Consider the following 16,925-nt stretch of genomic DNA (forward strand, 5'->3'; position numbering starts at 1 on the left):
TTAATGGAACTTCCAAAACTGAATTTTCAGGAAACTTTTGATTTTAAATTCAAGAAAGACAAAGATAAGTTTTTTATTTATGATTTGATTCGTAAAACTTATCTTCTCCTTACTCCTGAAGAATGGGTAAGGCAGCACTGGGTACATTATTATCTCACTGTAAAAGCCTATTCTGCATCAGCCCTTATTACAGAAAAAAAGATCATTTTAAATGGACTTACCAAGAGGATTGACCTTCTTATTACAGAAAAAACAGAGCCTGTCATCCTGATTGAATGTAAAGCTCCGCAAATCAAACTGACGGAAAAAACATTTGAGCAAACAGCCCGGTACAATTCTGTTATTGGAGCCAAAGAAATTATCCTGACCAATGGGCTTCAGCACATCAATGCCTATTATGAAGACGGACAGTATCGGTTTTATAAACCAGAGTAGATAAATGCTGCGTAAAAACTATAATATCATTCCCTTCTCACGAATAATACAGTTGTAATTGTGAGAATTCCCCTCCTCTGGAAGGGTGGCGAAAATTCAAAGAATCTTTGACGGAGGTTTACAAAAATATTAATTCATATGAAAATAAAAAACATTATATTCGATTTCGGAGGCGTACTGATGGATTGGAATCCCAGGTATTTCTTCAAAGATTATTTCAATGACGATGAAAAAATGGAATATTTCCTTGAAAACATCGCTCAGGACGAATGGAATATCGAACAGGACCGAGGAAGAAGCCTTTCGGAAGGAACAGAAATCCAGGTGAAGAAATTTCCGGAATGGGAAAAAGAAATCAGAGCGTTTTATGATAACTGGACCGTCATGTTGAAAAGTGATATTCCCCAGAACGTAGAAATTCTGAGAAAGCTTAAAAATACAGACTACCAGCTTTTCGGACTGACCAACTGGTCTGAAGAAACCTTCCCTTACGCATTGGAAAACTATGATTTCTTTCAAATTTTTGAAGGAAAAATTGTCGTTTCCGGAACGGAAAAACTGATTAAACCGGATCCTAAAATATGGTATGTTTTATTGGAAAGATATAATATCCAGGCTGCTGAATCCGTTTTTATTGATGATAATGCAAAGAATATTGAGATGGCAAAAGATCTAGGTTTTATCACTATTCATGTTACCCCGGATACCAATCTGGAACAGGAACTTGCCGGTTTAGGAGTTACCCTATAAGGTCTTCCAAATAAAATATAAATCTCCTCAATTAAGTTATTTTAAGTAAATTAGTTGAGGTTTTTTTATTGACATTGTAAGGAACAAAATAATGAAACAGCCTCATTTGTAATCCGCACTTCTCTATAAGGTATATTATGACTAAATTATAAAATATGGTACGTTCAATCTTATTAACCACATTGATTATGGCTTCAGGAACGCTTTTCAGCCAAAAACTTGCAACCGTTTCCTATCAGGACGGCTCCCAAAAACTGAATGGTTTAATCACATCCAATGCAGGAAAAAAGCTGCCCGGGGTTTTAATTCTTCCGGCCTGGAAAGGTATTGACGAAGAAGCTAAAACGGCAGCCTTAGAGCTTGAAAAACAGGGGTACATTGCTTTCATCGCCGATATTTATGGGGAGGGAAAGATCCCTGCTGACAACGATGCAGCCGCTAAAAGCTCAGGGTATTATAAACAGAATTATAAGGAATATCAAAAACGAATCGGATTAGCACTGGACCAGCTGAAGAAAAACGGAGCTATTTCCGATAAGACAGCGGTGATTGGATATTGTTTTGGAGGAACAGGAGCTTTAGAATCTGCCAGAGGTAATTTACCTGTTGCAGGAGTTGTTTCTATTCATGGAAGTTTGGGAAGAGATCAGACCAGAAAAAATGAAAAGCTAGCGGCTAAAATTCTGGTAGAAAATCCGGCAGATGATAGAAGCGTAACACCCGATGATTATAATAACCTGATCAAAGAAATGAACGAAGGAAATGCCGATTGGCAGATCATCACTTATGCCCATTCAAAACATACTTTCACAGATCCGAAATCTCCGGATTACAATGAAGTGATGGCCAAAAGAGCATGGAATCACACATTGATGTTTTTGAAAGAGATCCTGAAGTAAACCATTAGTTCAACAGAAATAACCTAATACAGTACATATAAAAGGCAAATTCACTCTCGAATTTGCCTTTTGCTATTTTTATTTTAATTCATTAAGGTTTAGCTTCCAGTTCAACGTCATATTTTTTAGGAGAATATTTGGTCAAGGAACCTGTTGCAGCATCAATTCCAATCCCTATAGCTCCACCCAAAAGGATGTTCAGCAAAGTGACCGGGTTAAAAGTCTTCGTTAGTTTTATCTCCTTATTATTAAAACCTTCTTTTTCAAATGTTACGGTTTGCTTACTCAATGATCTTGAGATTTCAGCAGTACATGGGGTCATACATTTTTCCACTCCTTTATGGAATACTTTTGCGCCTTCAGGGCTGGAATTGAAAGTGATTTTATCCTTAGTACCGGTAAACATACTTGCGCATGAAGTGGCAGAAAGGGCAATACCCATCAGTAATACAATTGATAAATTGTTTTTCATATATTTTAAATAGTTATTATTTTTTTAAGTCCGCGAACTTACAAAATAATTAGAGATAACAAGCACTACTATTGTGAAAAATCTAGTATTAACAGGTATTTAAATAAACAAAGCAATCTCAAAATTGAGATTGCTTTGTTAGATTCTAAGTGTTTATATTCTAATCTACTCCTTCCACTTCCCTATTGACCAGTTCCATAGAGAATGCAGGAAGACAAATGGACAGATATTCGCAAGGTTCTGAAAAGGGATTACTGTAACGTATTCTTGCTCCTTTTTCAATAAGAATGCTTTGCCCTTTTTCCAGTTCTACAATTTCACCATCAATTTCAAATTGCTTCTTTCCTGAAATAATATAGGTAAATTCATCAAACTCCGGAGTCTGATGAGGCTCGCTCCACTCTGGAGGTGCCACCATGTGAGCAATGGAAACATTGGAATTTCCGGTTGAGTTCCCCCAGTGCTCTTCAATCAGCTTACCATCTGTAGTAGGAACTATAAATGGCGATTGCTGGATTTTATATTTTTTCATGCCCAATTTTCTTTTTTGATTTCATATACAAAGTTGGTTCTTGTAGGTTCAGCAAAATAGGCAACTTCCTCTTCTGCTATTTTATTACCTCCCAATTTTTCTAATGCTTTTTGTGAACGGAAATTTTCTTTTCCTATATGGAAATGAACTTTATCTACATATTGGAAAATATAATCCAGCATCAGCTTTTTAACCTGCGGATTAATTCCTTTTCCCCAGGATTTTGTCCCATAGAAAGTATAGCCCACAAAAATATGACTGTCATTTTCATCAAAGTTGTAGTAGCGGCTGCTTCCCAACACATCTCCGGTAGCTTTTTCAATGATTTTAAAAGCTCCACCACTCTCCATAGCACCCAGAAAAAAGTTTTCAAACACGTCTCTCTGGTAACGGTCTTTATTGGGATGCTGCTCCCAGACCTTAGGATCGGAAGCTACTTCATATAAAGATTCAAAATCCCCTTGCTGTAAGGGGATTAATTGAAGTTCTTCATTCTCTAAAACAGGCTGAACAGAAAAATTCATAGTTTAGCTTTTTTTAGTAGAATCTGACTCTATCTTCTTGATTTCCTTTAGTTTATCAGAAATCTTAATTACGGTATCCAGTTTAGAGGGCTTCAATGGAACTTCTGCCTGAGCCATGTCCCATTTGATCACTAAATTTCCTGAGTTTTCATCTGTAGGATTCAGGGTAATTTCAAACCACTCCTGTTTATCTGCTAATTTATTAACAGGTACGGTAACATCTACTACATCCTGTTTAGGGTCGTAAGTGTAAGCGCCCCACTGTTGGAAGTCCTTATTCAAAATTACTTTCCATTCTTTTTCTGTAGGAACAATGAATAATCCGTAAGTTCCTGCCGGAACTGTTTTTCCGCCAAAATTAACGGCCTGTCCGAATGTAATTTTTGTAGACGAGTTAGCTCCCGCTCTCCAAACTTGTCCATAGGGAACCAATTCCCCGAAGATCTTACGTCCTTTCACTCCTGGTCTTCCGTAATCTATAGAGATCTTAGACATTGAAAACTGCTGTTCTACCTTCTGACGCGGGCTTGCTGCCGGTACGGAATAATCCTGTGCAAAACTGAATGCTGAAACAGAGATGCAAAGTGCAACTAATAACTTTTTCACGTGTAAATTTTTGTTTAAAATTACGAAAATCAAAACAAAATAGCTTTCTCTAATTCCAATAATTTTTGTTTTCTCCAGATTCCTCCACCATAACCTGTTAGTTGACCATTGCTTCCAATTACACGGTGACAGGGGATGATAATGGATATTTTATTAAAGCCATTGGCGTTGGCTACAGCCCTTACAGACTTAGGATTTCCCAAAATATCGGCCTGTTCCTGATAACTCCTTGTCCTTCCATAAGGAATGGTCTGCAGGATATCCCATACCTGTATCTGAAAGGTGGTTCCCACGGGGGAAAGAGGAACAGTAAATACGGTTCTTTTTCCTTCAAAATATTCGGAAAGTTCTTTTTCCAGGGTCATAAAATGAGGATTTTCCCCTTGTACAATATTGGCATTAAGATGTTTGGAAATACTTTTCAGCTCTGTAGGGAGTGCTTTTCTATCGGAAAACTCCAGAAGGCAGATCCCTTTCTCATCAGCACAGGCGATCATGGTTCCCAGCATGGTTTCAATTCTTTTGAGATCAATAATCTTTTCTATCCTGTTATTTTTAGGAGATACCCCGAAAATATTTTTAAAGCTTTCATTGAAACCGCTAAGACTCTCATATCCTGTTTCAAATGCCACTTCTGTAACCGATTCACCTTGTTGAAGCTTTTTAAATGCGGCATTCAACTTAGACATTCTTTGAAAAGTGTGAAAGGTAATTCCATGATGTTTCAAGAACCACCGGCGAACAGTTGCAGGCTCCAACCCTCTTTTCACCAGATCATAATCTTTAAGTTTTAACGATGGATCCTCAGAAATTTCCTGTAACAGTTTTTTTATATGCTCAGGGGTTACATCAGGATTTTCCAGGGGTTTACACACTTTACACGGGCGGTATCCTTTTAATATGGCGTCTTTTGTATTGGTAAAAAACTCCACATTTTCAAATTTGGGCTTGCGTGCCGTACAGGTGGGGCGACAGAAAATTCCAGTGGTCTTTACCGCCATCCAGAAGATTCCTTCAAATGAAGAGTCTTTATTAAAAGAAGCTTCATACATTATTTGGTCACTTATTTCCATGATTAAGCAAAAAGAGAGGTAAAACTTTTATTATTCGTAATGTCTTCACTCATTACTTCCAGTTGTTTGTAAATGTATCTGTTTAAAAAAGCTCCGGAAGTCATTCTTTTTACCCCTAATTTTTTAAGGACACTAAAATCCGGAAGTCCTGGTACTGCCATAACATTTACAGGAAGCCTGGTAGCGCTTACCACGGTTTTTATATCATTTTCATTACTTATGCATGGTACAAAAACTCCGTCAGCTTTAAGATCTTCGAAGAGCTTCACTCTCTTTAATGTTTCTTCCAATGCATTTTCCATTTCCAACAAAAAAGGATCAGTTCTTATATTGATAAAAATGTCACTCCTTCTGTCTTTCAGTGTTGAGAAAATATTCTTCAGTTTTTCTGCAAATACTTCTCTATCCAACAGCTGTCTTTTACCATCCACCACATACGTATCTTCCAGATTAATTCCTGCAATCCCTATTTCCAGAAGCCTTATTATATTAGATACAATGATCTCTTCTGTATTTCCGTATCCGGATTCAAGATCCACAGATAAAGGAATAGAAACCGACTGTTTTATTCTTTTAATGATATAAAAGTACTCTTCGAAGCTCATCTCCTCACCGTCTTCATATCCTAAGCTCAGAGCCACTGCCGAACTTGAGGTCGCCAATCCTTTACAGCCCGATTTTTCATATATTCCGGCACTTTGTACATTCCATACATTGCCTAATAACAAAGGTTCTTCACCCTGATGTAAATCTTTAAAACTGATCATTATTATTTTTCTTCAAATGTATCAACATTGACAGGCGGTACGCAACCGAAAAATGGACAGGTATTTTTGAAGCACGGAAAATATGTGAATGACTAGTACTAAGCAGGAAATGCCAGTACTATTAACCACTTTTATTCTTTATTCTTAAAACAAAATAGCTTTTTCCAGTTCCAATAATTTCTGTTTTCTCCAGATTCCTCCTGCATAGCCTACCAGCTCCCCATTTGAGCCAATCACACGGTGACACGGAATTAAAATGGCAATTTTATTAATACCATTGGCTGTTCCTACTGCACGGATGGCCTTCGGATTTCCTAAAAATTCAGATTGCTGTTTATAGGTTCTTATTTCTCCCATTGGAATTTCACGGAGGAGCTGCCATACTTTTTCCTGAAATTCCGTTCCTGTGATGAATAGTGGAACTTCAAAGTGCGGTCTCTTTCCATCAAAGTATTCTTTAAGCTCTTTCTCCAGCTGTATGAAATGGAAGTGTTCTTTTTCTACTATTTCAGCATTCAGGACTTTTGACAGAGATTTAAACTGCTTTTCAATATTTTTCCGGTCCGTGAATTCAAGTAAACAGATCCCCTGATCTACTGCGCAGGCTATCATTTCTCCAAGCGGAGTTTGTATGGTTTTTTGACAGATGATTTCCATTAGTTTAAAATTACTACTTTTTTAGAATTCATCAATCAATGTTTCAAATGTTCTTCAAAACTTTTCCGGCCTGAATTATATGTCTTTCGTTATGATAAATAACAAATCGAAAGGTATCCCCTAATTTCAGGCTGATCCATTTTGAAATACTGATTCCTGTTTTTGTTTTCTCCAGATCAATATGTCCGGCTTTTTCCAAAAGTTCAAACATCTGTTTTTGCTGCCTGATAAACTCGTCAATAACACTTTTATTCAGCTGACTATGAATGGGATTCATCGCTTTAAGTGTTTTCATCTTATTGATTTTTTCTTTAGGAAGCATCGTTTTAGCAAAATAATTTCCTAAAATACCCGGCTTAAAAGTTAATTGGGAAGAAGTGACAGAGGAAGAAATTTTACGGCTGATTTCCGGAATATAGAATTCTCCATAGCGGTTGAGATGTTCCAGACATTCCAGGACACTCCAGCTATCTGCTGATATCCTGAAATTTAACTCATCTTCAGTTTTCCGTAAGAGCATTTCTGCATACTGAAGATGTTGTTGGGTCTTATTTTTCAATTCATTCAACAATTGTGAAGTTGAAATTTTCATAGTCACTTTTTTATGCAAATATCCAGATCGTTGGGTTCTTAAATCTTGATTGAACTCAAGATTTTTTAAGCCTGGATAATGTTTCCGGTGACATCCTGAGATAGTTTGCTATGTATTTATTGGGAATCTCCTGGAACAGCTTCGGGCTTCTTCTTAAAACTCTTTTATAACGTTCCCGCGGAGAATTGATCAGCAGATCTTTTTCTCTTTCCAGCTGTTGCAAAACCAAATCTTCCAGCACCTGTATCCAAAACTTCATATGCTCTCCATCCGACTGAATAACTTCATAAAAATCTTTCTTTGAGGCGAGTTTTACCTTTGTTTTTTTAATCGCCTGAATGTACAGACCGGATGGTTTTCCGGAAAGAAAAGAATCCAGGGAAACAATAATATTACCGGTATATCCGAAACGGATAATCCTTTCTTCATGTTCATCTGTCATAAAGATCCGGACACTTCCGTTCTCTATAAAATAAATGTAGGTATCTGTACTTCCTGCAATTTTCAGGAACTCATTCCTTTTGAATTCTTTCTTTTCCCAATGAAGGCCGCTTTGAAGTAATTTCTCAACCATTTCACAATATTATTTGCTGATCCAAAGATAATGGGTAAATTTAAAGTTTTAACACCAATCACTACTAACGATGCTCAAAAAAACAAATCTCCTATTATTCCTTCTTGCCGGCTATCTTGGCATTCAGGCACAGCAAACTATTCCTTTCAGAATTACAAAATACAATAATATCATTGTAAAGTCCCAAGTCAACAAAAAAGACTCACTGGACCTGATGTTTCAGATTGCCATGAAAGATGGCTCTATTTCTCCGGAACGGCAGAGAAAAGCAGACCATATTATTTTCAATAAAGAAGAAATAAGTGATCATAATACGGTGGATATTGGCCCGGTAACCCTGAAAGATGTCCGATTTTTTGACAACCAGCTCTCAGGCTATGAATCGGACGGAAAAATAGGAACCAGTCTATTTGAAGGAAAGACTTTTAAAATTGATTATGACAACAGTCAATTTGTAATCTATGACAAAAACCCTGATCTTACAGGTTATCAACCTCTTAAAATTATGCTGGATCAGGGTGTATTCATCGTGGCTGCCGATAATGTGGTTGATGGTGAGAAACAACAGGAGTCTTATTTTGCTCTTCAATCCGGATACTCAGGCGGGGTATTATATAGTAATGAGTTTACTGAAGAGAAAGAACTGGAAAAAAAATTAAAAATAATAGGAGAAAAAACACTTAAAAATTCCAATGCACAAAATTTAGCTATCAAACAGGGAATTCTTCCTTTTTTAAAATTAGGAGACTTTGTTTTCAAAGATATTTCCGTGGCTTTTTTCTCAGGAAATCTTAAAACACAAAATGTCAGCTATTTTGGTGCTGATATGCTGCGCAGATTTATATGGATCTTTGACGCAGACAGAAATACAGCTTATATCAAGCCAAGTAAGTATTATTCAGAACCTTATTATAAAATAAATTAAAACATATGTTTTTCTAACGTAAAGCTTTAGCTTCATTACCATATTTTTAGGGAGCAAAGGATAGAATCAACTTCGTTGATTCGTCGAAGCGTATGGATAAGCATACATCTTCATCAGCGACGAAGCCGCATCACTTTGCCCACTTAAAATAAAGCGAAATTATTCATAAGCTTTGCGTTCATCTTTTTAATCAAAAAATAATTTCAAACTGACCTATTGAGTCTTGTCAACAAAATATATAAGAATTCCTGAATAAAATGTAAACAGGATCTAAAACATTACAAATAAAAAATTATGAAGAAGATTAGGATTTTCGCGGCTCTTTTATTTTCCCAACTGGCGATTATCAGTTGCAAAAAGGATGAAAAGAAGCCCTCCGAAACAGCAATTACTGCTACTAATGATTCTGTAAAAACTCCAAAAGCAACGGAAGAAAAAATAGATTATAAAAACTTTAATATTTACAGTGTCACTGTAATTTCCTCCGGACAGAAAGATGCGCTGTCAGATATTTTTATTTCTGTATCAGATATTTATACCGATCCCCAGCCTATACAGAAAGAGGCTTTAAGCAATCAGAAAAATGTTTCTCCTGAGCAGCTTCAGTATATTGAGCTTGATTCAAAGCACAGAAGTAAAATACTGAACGGACTTCATCTTACAGAGAATGATTCACTTTACCTTTACAATTATCAATTCAACAAACTGGAAAAACTTCCATTAAACAAGCTCAAAGCAGTTGCTTATTTAGATTTCTATTCCATGGATGGTGAAGAAGTAGATGGCTCTTCATACATGGTAGGATTTCAGATTGAAGCTCACAAAGAACCGGATATCAGAAATAAATATGAGAATGCTGTTGCCTATTTCGGGAATAAAAACCCTTTTGTTGAGCATAAAATGAAGCCTGTCCAATGGAAGAAAGCAAGTGCGGACATTTCAAAGAAATACTTTACGTCTTCCAGGCTTACACCTGGAGATACCTATCAGGCAAAATATGAGGATCTCACCTATTATCTGCAGGACTATCTTCAGGATGAAATGGTTCAGGAGCGCAAATTGGTAATACTCAATGACCGTAATGAAAAAACATTTGAAAAAACAATTACTACAGCCGGCGGTGACGGGGCAGAATTTACTCCCCTTAATGGAATCAATACTGATGAGGCCAACAATTCTCAATGGACCGGTTATCTGTTCAAAGGGAAACCTCCTGTAATTTTTGGATTTATTGCACAGTCTTTTGGCTGCCCTTCCATTACATTTTTAGATAAAAATCAGAAAGATTTTACAATCAATTGTGATAACAGACATTAGTAATTTACTCAGCAGCATTTATGAGAAATTCTGTCATTACAGCATATTTATCAATTGGAACGGGCTTTAGCCCGTTTTATATTTTATTAATCATCCATCGGCTTTAGCCAAAACTTATTATAATTATCTAATAATGACAAAAGAAGCTGTCTCACAACTAAACGATGTGGGTTGAGAATCATTTAAACGAAAACCCTTCTCATATAGGAGTACAGGAAAATTTCATAAAAAAGGCCGTTTTCACGAGTTGTGAGACGGCCTCTTTTATTTTTACAATTATTTAAACTCAATTCCTTATCCGCCCAGCATTATTTTACTTTAGGATAAAGCCTGCTTTTCAGATCTATAAAATACGTTTCAGATTCTTTGAACTCATTACTTTTCATAAATTTAAGCACTACATTCAGATAAGATTCTGATGGTATGAAGTCTGTTCCTGTTTTCTCAGACAGCTTTTTATAGTCTTTTTCCAACAATTCCGGACTTTTGGCAAGCTGTTTAATATCTGTTCTGAAGCCTCTAAATATAAACTTCAGGGCTTCATAATTTGCAGGATAAGAAACGGTACCATGTACTTCTCCTTCAAAAAAACGGTGTTTATAATTCAGCGAACCATTGTTTTCCACTATTATTTTAAACTCTTCTATGGCCTGGGTCATATCGGAGTTCCAGTTTTTCTGCTGTTCCTCATTATCTGCCTGGGATACAAACAGAGACTTCTTCGCCGGAAATTTCTTATGCTTTTCAATATAATCTTTAGTTCTGGAGATCATCACCTTATTATCCCACCATAAGCTGGGATCGTTGGCAACATAGGCATTGAAATAATCGGGATGGGTAAGAAAAGTATTAATGGCGAACAGTCCTCCAAAAGAATGGCCTACCAGCAAAGAATACTCCTGAGTTCTGTAATTCTTACTGATAAAAGGTTTCAGTTCTTCCTGCATGAATTTCACAAAATTCTCACTTCCTCCACTGTCGGCAAAAAGGGTAAGATTAGGGTTTACCGGACTTTTCTTTTGAGCCTTTGTGGGTGTAAGATCTCTTGTGCGTTCTGTATTTTTAATTCCTACCACAATACATTCCGGAATATCAGCATAAGGTGTCCGGGCCAAAAAATCAGTCATCCCGACATAATATTCAAAATTAATTTCACCATCTAAAAGATAGATTACAGGATATTTTGCAGGATTAATTGTGATGTCGTCATAGGTTTTAGGAAGATGAATCCAAACTTCTCTGTTTTCATTTAAAATTTTTGAAAATAAAACCTGCTTCTCTCCCACTATTACTTTTTCCTGGGCATTGGCCTTTGAAGTAAGAATTAAAAATAGGGAAAGGCATAAAAATTTAAACCAGTTGTTCATGATGTTCGTCTTTTGTGTGTTGATGAATAGTTTTGATTTCCTTTGTCTTTTTCGTTGATTTATTTTTCCTTCCCCACCAGATCAGGAATCCCGTTACCGGAAGGCTTGTACAGATGATTCCGATAACGAAAGTGAAGATTTTCCCAAACATTCCGCCCCAATAGCCGACATGCAGGTCAAAATTCATATGTTCAATCGCTTCATGCATCAGAACTTCTTTCGGATAGATGATTTCATTTCCTGTGTATTTATTGATTTCTCTGCTTTTGCCGTTTGTAATGCTTTTTAAGCCGATAAATTGGGCTGCCACTACATTATAAGCAGTCGCTGAGTCATTTCTTGGAACACTCATCCTGATCTGTTTTGCTTCAGGAATTTCTTTAAAATTTCTATCTATAAACGCCGTAAAAGGCAATGCTTTTTTTTCAGGATCAAACTTAGGATCAAATTTTTCAGCAATTTTATGGGCATCAGCTACGCCTCCAAAAACGGTTTGTGTAAGATCTGCAAGCACTTTATAAGCCATAATAAGCCCTGTGATTGTGATAAATACTGCCGGGAGCAATGAATAAAAACCGAATACGTTGTGGAAATCATAATTTTTCCTGCGCCATTTTGTTCCTGATTTTATTTTAAATGCAGTTGTCCTGGTGGTTTTATTCCATTTTTTGGGCCACCAAAGGATAAGCCCACCGATAAGCTGGATAAAAAATATAATAGAAGCAATTCCTACCACCGTTTTCCCGAACTTTCCGGCCAATAGCTGAGCATGGATGTGGGCAACAACATAGAAAAACTCATAGCTCTTTGTAGAGCCCATCACTTTTCCGGTATAAGGATCAAGGTAATGATAGGCGAATACTCCTCTGGGACCACGGCCCTTTCCTTTTGGTTTTCCTGCTTTTTCTGTATTTTTATCTTTAGGAGGTTTGGTGGCAGAAGCCACTCTAAAGCTTCGGTCTGCTTCTTTATAGGTATCAAAATAAAATGCATTGCGGTCCGGAACCTGCTGATGAAATTGGGCAAGGAGTTCTTCAGGAGACTTTTTCTTTGCATCGGCAGGAACCTGAACATATTTGGCACTTCCACCACACAGATCTATAATTTCGTCACAAAAGACGAATACTGTTCCTGAAAGTGTTACAGTCATTACAATAATTCCGGAAACAAGTCCCAGCCAGAGATGCAACCAGCCTGTAATCCGTTTGGCCAGGGATTTTCCCTGTTTTTTCTTGGGGTTAGTTTTTTTATTATCCATATCTAAATTATCCGGTTATCTATAACTATAATTGTTGGAAAGCACAAAGGAGCAAGAGATTACCATACATACTGCTTGTAAGGCTTTCCCAACAAATTATATCTTTTTTAAATAATTTTTATTTTTAATTAAAACTTAAATGCGAAGTTGGCAAGAACCTCTCTTGGCTTTTGTGGCTGGCCATAAAAGTTCCAATAAGTCTCATTCAGGCCATTATTCATTTTCAGACCGATTCTGTATTTTTTCTTATCATAGAAAATGGTAGCGCCTACAGAAGTGTATGAAGGTGCCAGAAAATGGTTGGTAATATTAATATAAGTTTTATCTACAAAATTGAACCCGGCTCCGAAACCTAAGCCTTCATAAGCACCGTCCATAATTTTATAGCTGGTCCATAAATTGGCTACATGTTTAGGTGTCCATGCAATTCTTTTTCCGGCATCTTTACCTCTGTCATCATAACGGTTATCGTTATACCCGTATCCTCCTACGATATTCCATCCTTTCACCGGGTTTATGACCACGTCCATTTCAAACCCCTGGTTTTTGATATTTCCGTCCTGTCTGCTTCCCAAACCGCCTGGATCAGCAATCACCCTGTTTTTAACCTTCATATTGTAATAGGTAATGGTTGAAAGTAATTTCTTACCGAATAGATCCAGTTTAAAACCGGCCTCAAACTGATTCCCTTGCTCAGGATCCCATTTCGTAAGAATTCCATCCTGGTTGGGTGAAGGGGCTATATTTTTAAAACCATTTACGTAGTTGGCAAAGAACGAAATTTCATTTTTTTTGATTTCATAGACTAACCCAAATTTCGGGGAAAACTGGGTCTGATTGTACCCGTCATTTCCGGGAACCCCGTTTCTTTTACTATCATCATTTTTGTAATGATCCATTCTTAAGCTTGCCATTACAAGGAAGTTATCTGTAATATTTAAAACATCGGAAACATAGGCACTGTACGTACTGTATTGTGATATCTCGTATTTGGTGCCATTTCTTGGAAGTGCCTTCACTACATCACGGGAAATCGAAGTCCAGTCGGAAGCAGCATTGAGTAAAACGACATCTGCAGGCTGTGGCTTATCTTTGTCTACAATGACACCGTTTAAAGGATACGGAACAAATACGGAAGAATCATTCTTACCCACTTTATAGACAGGATACTGATTTTTACTATTCTGGTGGAAATAATCAAATCCTACAACCAGACGGTTTCTCAGTTTTCCTATTTTAAAGTCTCCAATAAAGTTCTGCTGAATATTATCTGTGGTAATTTTATAATTATCAAAAGGGCGGATACTTCTGCTTACAGAATTGTCATTTAAATAATTCAATACTAAAAATATAGATTCGTTTTCGTTAGCTTCTCCCCTCTGATAGGACGTTCTGGAAGTCCACTGATCATTAAATTTATGGGTAACTTCAGCCATGGTAACGAAATTGGTTCTCTTTGATCCTATGTCATTGCTTGTAAATGATCTGCCATGAATAGCTGCAAGGTCTTTCATAGAGTGAAGGGTCAGCTTTTCAGACTGTCTCACATAGGCATTCAGTGTTTTTTCCGGCGAATGGAATTCAGTATCCAATGTTACGGTAGTTTTATCACTGACTTTGTATAGAATGCTTCCAGAGAAAAACAAACCTTTATTGTACCCTGCATCCTGGAAAGAGTCCTGAGAATAGGCAGCCACATTAAATCTTGCTAAAGCTGTTTTCTCTTTATTCAACGGAGTATTGATGTCTGCAGTGATTCTGTTCATTCCCCAGCTTCCGGTAGTATAGTTGATGATTCCACCAAAATTTTCCTGTGGCTTTTTAGTTATTACATTTACTACTCCTCCATAATTAGCTAATGTTCCTCCAAACAGCGTTCCTGAAGGTCCTTTGATTACTTCTATTCTTTCTACATTAGCAATTTCAGCCTGCACTCTAGGATTTTGGATCAACCCGTTTCTAAAATTCGCGGAAGAACTGAACCCTCTCAGGAAAATATCATTTCCACTATCGTTCACACTGTTATTCACTACCACTCCCGGAGCTGAAGCCATTGCTGTATTGAAATCCACAGCACTCATTTCACTGATAATTTCTTTCGGAACAAGGTTATAAACAGTAGGGTTTTCAAGATTTTCCAATGGAAGCCTTGCTACTGATTCTGATTTCTTGGTTCTGTAATTGTGAGTCCCTTGCAGAGATACTGCCTGAATTTCAGCTATTTTAACCGTATCTTTTTCCTGAGCACTCAGCATAGATACGGCTAATAAAGCCGCAGAAATAATTGTCCTTTTCATTGTATAATTAAGTTTAGTATTGCAAAACTATATTATTTTTATTAATTCTAAATAAAAATATGATACAAATCATAAAATTATCTGAATAAAAAAGGCCATAAATAAAGGGTTTCTGAAATTTCAGAAACCCTTTACTCCATCGTTTGATGATATTTAATTCTATATTTTCTTGTTTGTTCCATAATGAATGGAGTAAGTATAATAATATCTTCAGTATATTTATTGTAGTTATGTTGCTATATTATTGCAGACATCATCATCGACATATAATAATTGGCACAGTGTAAGGCATTGATCAGTACAATTTCTTTATCAGGAAATGTTTCAAAGGCATCAGAGGTTGTGATATCATATTCGTAATTTAAGGTACTCCATTTGAGGTTGGGCTTCATTACTAAAAGCTCAATTCCCTCCTGATCAGTCAATACAAATGATTCTTTAAAAATACCTCTGTGTTTAAAAAGAAATCCATTTTTTATCCCATTAAAATAAGTCTGGACTACAATTTCTCCGTTCCAGTTCATTCTGAACTTTAAGAGTACTTTTTCATTATCTTTCAGCTCAATAGTGGTCCCCCAAAAACCCTTAGGCTCAATCTGATAGGTTACGTTTGCAATTTCTGCTATCGCATTAAAATTAAACCAGCTTCCGTACGTAAGCTTTCCTATCAACTGGCCACCCTGTGTCACCTCAAAGGATAAAGAATTATTTGATTTTGCAAGATATTCTGCCATGGTTATTTCTGATTTGGTGGAGTTTTTATTAATTTCTAAAATATATTTAAAAACAAAGTATTTATGACCCCCTAATTTACAATCTCTTACATAAATCAGCAAAAAAAATATAAGATGTTTTATACACCAGAAGACATATTCTTATGGAAACACAAAAAAATAGAAATTTAAATATGTTTTCAGCAAGCCAACTATCTTAAAATCGAAAGACTGAAAGAAAATTAACAGCATTTATTTGAATTGAATTTACTATATTTTATATCTATCTACAGTTTTCTATTTATGTTTTTTAAACAACCATTTTGGAATTTCTTCCGTCAGTAAAAACGGAATAACAATAGTATTGTGATTGAGATAAGTGAAGGTGGTGAAAATTAGGTTAGGATCTGAAGACATCCTGTTAAATAATTCTACACTTCCGATGTACGGATTTTCAGTATCTTTTTCTCCGTGAATCAACCAGATATTTTTCTTATTTATCTTTCTAAGATTCGAAAAATCCGGAACAGCAGCTACCGATACCAGGGCCGCAAATTTGTCCGGCTGAATATTCATCAGGTTTTGTGCCGTTGATGCCCCCATAGAGTACCCTATCAAATAAATCCTATCTTTATCAATATCCGGATATTCTTTTTCTACATTTTTTATCAAGTCCAATAAAGCAAAAACTTCATGAGAAGGTTTTGAAATTTGAATACTATCATTGTTCTTTTCATAATTTGAAGAGCGCTTACTGAACTGTGGTGCTATTACATAACAATGGTATTTACTGTAAATCTCGTCCCTTAACCACATTTTGGCAAACGGTTCAAGCTGGTTTTCATTATCATTGCCAATTCTGGTTGAATTGTGGAAAGTGATGATTAACGGGTATTTCTTACCCTTAGCAGTATTTTTTGGAGTTAAAAGCCTGTAAGGAATCTGCATACTATCTTTTGAGAATATTTTTTTCCTGAAAACTTCAGTATTTAAACTGTTTACAACTTTCCGGTTATTTAAAAAAGTCAGGCTATCCACCTGAGTATCCCTGAATTCTTTCTTCTGACCAACTATAGAGTTTGTGGTTAAAATCAGGGAAATAATAATCAAAATAGGTTGTAAAATTTGTCTTTGCATGGTGTTTTTAAAAATTATCATTAATTTTTA

The 16,925-nt window shown here is 36.2% G+C and carries 19 protein-coding genes; 5 read left to right on the forward strand and 14 right to left on the reverse strand.

The window, feature by feature from the left end; all coding sequences use genetic code 11:
* Positions 1 to 3 precede the first annotated feature (3 nt).
* From MP478_RS19405 to MP478_RS19415, 3 genes are all read left to right on the forward strand, one after another.
* Complete coding sequence (locus MP478_RS19405; protein ID WP_230034826.1) at positions 4 to 435, forward strand: type I restriction enzyme HsdR N-terminal domain-containing protein; 432 nt, start codon at positions 4 to 6, stop codon at positions 433 to 435.
* A gap of 138 nt (positions 436 to 573) precedes the next feature.
* Positions 574 to 1,185, forward strand: a complete 612-nt coding sequence (locus MP478_RS19410; protein ID WP_257191089.1) for an HAD family phosphatase — start codon at positions 574 to 576, stop codon at positions 1,183 to 1,185.
* A 155-nt stretch (positions 1,186 to 1,340) separates the two neighbouring features.
* Positions 1,341 to 2,084 carry a dienelactone hydrolase family protein gene (locus tag MP478_RS19415; protein WP_257201375.1) on the forward strand — a complete coding sequence of 248 codons (744 nt, stop codon included), beginning with the start codon at positions 1,341 to 1,343 and terminating at the stop codon, positions 2,082 to 2,084.
* 91 nt (positions 2,085 to 2,175) lie between these two features.
* Here the strand turns inward: MP478_RS19415 and MP478_RS19420 are convergent, their stop codons facing one another.
* From MP478_RS19420 to MP478_RS19465, 9 genes are all read right to left on the reverse strand, one after another.
* Positions 2,176 to 2,556: a PEGA domain-containing protein gene (locus tag MP478_RS19420; RefSeq protein ID WP_230034820.1), complete on the reverse strand. Its 381-nt coding sequence runs from the start codon at positions 2,554 to 2,556 to the stop codon at positions 2,176 to 2,178.
* A gap of 160 nt (positions 2,557 to 2,716) precedes the next feature.
* On the reverse strand, positions 2,717 to 3,088 hold the full coding sequence (locus MP478_RS19425) for a cupin domain-containing protein (protein WP_257191087.1): 372 nt from the start codon (positions 3,086 to 3,088) through the stop codon (positions 2,717 to 2,719).
* Positions 3,085 to 3,612 carry a GNAT family N-acetyltransferase gene (locus tag MP478_RS19430; RefSeq protein WP_257201376.1) on the reverse strand — a complete coding sequence of 176 codons (528 nt, stop codon included), beginning with the start codon at positions 3,610 to 3,612 and terminating at the stop codon, positions 3,085 to 3,087. Before MP478_RS19430 ends, MP478_RS19425 begins: the two co-directional genes overlap by 4 nt.
* Positions 3,613 to 3,615: 3 nt before the next feature.
* Complete coding sequence (locus tag MP478_RS19435) at positions 3,616 to 4,218, reverse strand: DUF2911 domain-containing protein (RefSeq protein ID WP_047485699.1); 603 nt, start codon at positions 4,216 to 4,218, stop codon at positions 3,616 to 3,618.
* Positions 4,219 to 4,247: 29 nt separating this feature from the next.
* Positions 4,248 to 5,291 (reverse strand): bifunctional transcriptional activator/DNA repair enzyme AdaA, encoded by a 1,044-nt coding sequence (locus tag MP478_RS22550; protein WP_306592875.1) that lies wholly within the window; start codon positions 5,289 to 5,291, stop codon positions 4,248 to 4,250.
* Positions 5,292 to 5,293: 2 nt separating this feature from the next.
* Positions 5,294 to 6,058 carry an isocitrate lyase/phosphoenolpyruvate mutase family protein gene (locus tag MP478_RS19450; RefSeq protein WP_257201377.1) on the reverse strand — a complete coding sequence of 255 codons (765 nt, stop codon included), beginning with the start codon at positions 6,056 to 6,058 and terminating at the stop codon, positions 5,294 to 5,296.
* Positions 6,059 to 6,202: 144 nt separating this feature from the next.
* Positions 6,203 to 6,715 (reverse strand): methylated-DNA--[protein]-cysteine S-methyltransferase, encoded by a 513-nt coding sequence (locus MP478_RS19455; protein WP_257201378.1) that lies wholly within the window; start codon positions 6,713 to 6,715, stop codon positions 6,203 to 6,205.
* Between the two features lie 43 nt (positions 6,716 to 6,758).
* Positions 6,759 to 7,307, reverse strand: a complete 549-nt coding sequence (locus tag MP478_RS19460; protein WP_257191084.1) for a DinB family protein — start codon at positions 7,305 to 7,307, stop codon at positions 6,759 to 6,761.
* Positions 7,308 to 7,362: 55 nt separating this feature from the next.
* Positions 7,363 to 7,881, reverse strand: coding sequence for a Crp/Fnr family transcriptional regulator (locus MP478_RS19465; RefSeq protein ID WP_257191083.1), 519 nt, complete (start codon positions 7,879 to 7,881; stop codon positions 7,363 to 7,365).
* A gap of 70 nt (positions 7,882 to 7,951) precedes the next feature.
* On the opposite strand from MP478_RS19465, the gene MP478_RS19470 reads away from it, so the two are divergent.
* Both MP478_RS19470 and MP478_RS19475 read left to right on the forward strand, forming a co-directional pair.
* Positions 7,952 to 8,806, forward strand: coding sequence for a hypothetical protein (locus MP478_RS19470; RefSeq protein WP_257201379.1), 855 nt, complete (start codon positions 7,952 to 7,954; stop codon positions 8,804 to 8,806).
* A 294-nt stretch (positions 8,807 to 9,100) separates the two neighbouring features.
* The gene (locus MP478_RS19475) at positions 9,101 to 10,123 is read left to right on the forward strand and encodes a hypothetical protein (protein ID WP_257201380.1); all 1,023 of its coding nucleotides are present in this window, start codon (positions 9,101 to 9,103) and stop codon (positions 10,121 to 10,123) included.
* Between the two features lie 308 nt (positions 10,124 to 10,431).
* Here the strand turns inward: MP478_RS19475 and MP478_RS19480 are convergent, their stop codons facing one another.
* The 5 genes from MP478_RS19480 to MP478_RS19500 form a co-directional block, all read right to left on the reverse strand.
* Positions 10,432 to 11,490 carry an alpha/beta hydrolase gene (locus MP478_RS19480; RefSeq protein ID WP_257201381.1) on the reverse strand — a complete coding sequence of 353 codons (1,059 nt, stop codon included), beginning with the start codon at positions 11,488 to 11,490 and terminating at the stop codon, positions 10,432 to 10,434.
* A complete protein-coding gene (locus tag MP478_RS19485) occupies positions 11,474 to 12,748 on the reverse strand; it encodes a PepSY domain-containing protein (RefSeq protein WP_257201382.1) in 1,275 nt (424 codons plus the stop codon). The genes MP478_RS19480 and MP478_RS19485 overlap by 17 nt, the downstream gene beginning before the upstream one ends.
* 128 nt (positions 12,749 to 12,876) lie before the next feature.
* Entirely contained in the window at positions 12,877 to 15,045 is a 2,169-nt protein-coding gene (locus MP478_RS19490; protein ID WP_257201383.1) for a TonB-dependent siderophore receptor, read from the reverse strand.
* 236 nt (positions 15,046 to 15,281) lie between these two features.
* Positions 15,282 to 15,779, reverse strand: coding sequence for a hypothetical protein (locus MP478_RS19495; RefSeq protein WP_257191077.1), 498 nt, complete (start codon positions 15,777 to 15,779; stop codon positions 15,282 to 15,284).
* Between the two features lie 276 nt (positions 15,780 to 16,055).
* Complete coding sequence (locus tag MP478_RS19500) at positions 16,056 to 16,895, reverse strand: prolyl oligopeptidase family serine peptidase (protein ID WP_257191076.1); 840 nt, start codon at positions 16,893 to 16,895, stop codon at positions 16,056 to 16,058.
* Between the last annotated feature and the right edge of the window lie 30 nt (positions 16,896 to 16,925).

This window comes from Chryseobacterium sp. WG14 (assembly GCF_024586945.1).
Classification (GTDB): domain Bacteria; phylum Bacteroidota; class Bacteroidia; order Flavobacteriales; family Weeksellaceae; genus Chryseobacterium.